General features: G+C 37.3%; 4 protein-coding genes. All 4 read right to left on the reverse strand.

The genetic code is table 11. The annotated features are described in order from the left end of the window. Positions 1-1,556, reverse strand: a 1,556-nt coding sequence (gene vgrG / locus F6K37_RS37400; protein ID WP_287256070.1) for a type VI secretion system tip protein VgrG, incomplete at its 3' end; no start/stop codon positions are given. A 7-nt stretch (positions 1,557-1,563) separates the two neighbouring features. Continuing rightward, positions 1,564-2,283 (reverse strand): CIS tube protein, encoded by a 720-nt coding sequence (locus tag F6K37_RS37405; RefSeq protein ID WP_008186252.1) that lies wholly within the window; start codon positions 2,281-2,283, stop codon positions 1,564-1,566. Positions 2,284-2,292: 9 nt separating this feature from the next. Continuing rightward, positions 2,293-2,496, reverse strand: a complete 204-nt coding sequence (locus F6K37_RS37410) for a DUF5908 family protein (protein ID WP_008186250.1) — start codon at positions 2,494-2,496, stop codon at positions 2,293-2,295. A gap of 2 nt (positions 2,497-2,498) precedes the next feature. Further along, a partial coding sequence (locus F6K37_RS37415) for a phage tail protein (protein WP_287256073.1) occupies positions 2,499-2,767 on the reverse strand: 269 nt, incomplete at its 5' end.

The raw sequence follows: 2,767 nt of genomic DNA on the forward strand, positions 1-2,767 counted from the left end.
TGATTATCCATCGTGATTGTATTACCATTTTCATCTTCCAATTTAATCCCTTTATCCTGCTCGGATAATTTTAAGGTATTGCCTTTGGATGTACTAATTTCGATTAACTTATTTTCATCATCAAATATAATTTTTAGGGATTCTTTGGTAACTATTCCTTTTTTATTATTTTCCTTGGTTACTGTTAAACCTGCTGGTAAAGCATTTTTACCACTATGCACTGCTCCTAGAATTATGGCTTGTCTAGGGTCATCATTGATAAAACCGAGAATAACCTCATCCCCGGTTTCTGGCCTAAAGAAAATACCCCTTTTATTACCAGCCTCAACGGAAGCTAATCTTGCCCAAACAATACCATCTGTTTCAATTGAGGGGATTCTGACTTTTACCCTAAACTGTTTTTCTGGATCCGCTTCATACTTATCCACAATGCCAATTTGCAACCCATGAATAGCTGGAATCAATCCCGCCACTGGTGTATCAAAAATATCATTATTTTGTTGATAAAACCAGCTAGCTGACAACCCAAATTGTACATACGTTTGCCAGCCTTGTCTACTAAATTGATGTCGAATAGCCGTTACTAAAGTTTTGCCATTGAAGCGCTTTCCTATTCCATCAAGTTTTATTATATCTCCTGGTTTAATATCAGCAAATCCAGGTAAATTGAAGCGACCTTTAAACAGTGACAGACGACTTTTTTGTAACTTGGCATCTGCCCAAGCTTTTACTTCCTGGTCATCTAAGGGAGCTAAACTGATTAATTGATAGTTATCTGCACCAATGGTTTTTGCTAATTCATCTCCTTTTAAATTACCCTGGTCTAGAGAAAACTCTTTGGCTTTTTGTGATTGTAATAATTTCTGTGTTTTGATATCCCAAGCTGTACTTTCTACCGACGCTTTCTGATCGCAAATATCAGCTTCCATTTCAAACTCGTAAATTTCATCTTTGCCATACTCAAAGGTATGTTTTGGTTTCCCCTTTAGATTAGGCTCGACCCCAGTAATTTCGCCATCATCAACTAAAACCCACAGACCATTGACATCCCCACGAGATAAAATGAAATCCCAGTCAGTGCAGTAATATTGCACCATTTCCTTATGCTTTGGTTTAGTTACAGCAATAGATTTGACTGTTAACCCCCCAGTTTTGATGACTTTGTCGATAATATCCTTGTCTGTCATATCTCGAAACACAGCACTTTTTCTTTGGGTGGTTAGTTTGTATGCTGCATCTTTTAAATCAACAGTGAGCAGAGAACTATAGCGATCGGCTTGCACACAGTGTCTAACTATAATTCCCTTAAAAACTGTTGCTTCCTTTTGTTTTTCCCCTTCATAGCGAAGCTTTATTTCAATTTCTTGGCCTGGTTTAAAAAACTCCGTGTTGCTAATAGGAAATTCTTGTTTTGCCGCCTCACCATCTAATAAAATTATTTGAGCTATCGGGATTTTATTCACCTCTTTGATAATGTCAATCGACATGAGGTTGTATTCTGGGTTCATTACTTCCCCAGTATCACTCAAAATTGTTGCTGTGACGACACCACTCATTTTTTTTTTACTTCTCTATTGGCGGTAATTTGATAGTTGTTCCGGTTTTTAACTTTCTGAAGTTATTGACATTATTAGCACGGGCAAGCTGGATATAATAAGCCGAGTCACCATATACCTCTTGAGCCATCAAAGCCAACTTATCTCCAGCTTTTACTGTTTTAGTATGGGTGAGATCGGGTGAGCTTTTATTTTCTAGTTTAATTCGCTTGGAATCTTCTAGATCACCTTTAAAAACGGTATCTAACTCAGCTCTTATCGGTTGTCCGCTACGGTTGAAAAGTGTATACTTAACATTAACAGATACGAGACGGCAATCAAAAATTAAGTCTCCCCATTCAATTTTGAGATATTTAGGCTCATGGATTTTTCCATCCATAAATGTTGTTAGCTTCAGAAAGCGGTCTACTTGCTTGTAAACATCTCTCGTCCCTAAAAGATTGCCAAGTAATGAAGCTCCGGCAAACCCTAAACCTCCATAATCTGCTACTCCTGTGTCATCTAAAATTAACTTGAGGGACAAATTCCTGGGTTTGCTGAGAGTATATTTTGCTTCGCGTCCACGGGTATTAATACCCTGCTTATTTTGATAAACATTCTCGTATTTTAAGGAATAGGATTCCGGATTAAACATGACTTCAAAGGTATCTTCTCCCTTTCCAGTACGTTTTCCATCTTTATAAACACGAATCTTCAGCTTTTCTAATTTGAAAGGATTTTTTAGCATAGATTTACCTTATCTCTCTTTTTTCCGCTCCAGTATCTTCAGTACCTGGGCGACACAAGCAGCAATTATTTCCTCTTTTTGTTCAGACTTTTCTCCCGTCTGGTAATCTAAATTATGATCTTCACTATTTCCATTTTCACTATTTCCATGCTTAGATTCACTATTATCCACAATGTTGGCACGAATAATTAATTCTTTGATTTCCACTGGCATAGCTAAATCCTCACACTTTGAAATCTGGCATAGGCTAATTCCATCGTATCTATAACCACAGCATTGGCATTAGCATCTAGGTCAGATGTCGTCCATTTGACTGGATAAGCTCTCTTAAATAACCAACTAGAAACAGGAGCAGTGTTTTCATTAAGCAAAATGACTAAGACATTGCTGGGAGCAAATTTCATGGTACTCATAGCAACGTTAAACTCTATATTCAGAGGAGAGCCAATCACCATTCCTCTTTCTAAAACCAGATTATTATAGG

The organism is Moorena sp. SIO4E2, from assembly GCF_010671945.1.
Taxonomy (GTDB): Bacteria; Cyanobacteriota; Cyanobacteriia; order Cyanobacteriales; family Coleofasciculaceae; genus Moorena; species Moorena producens.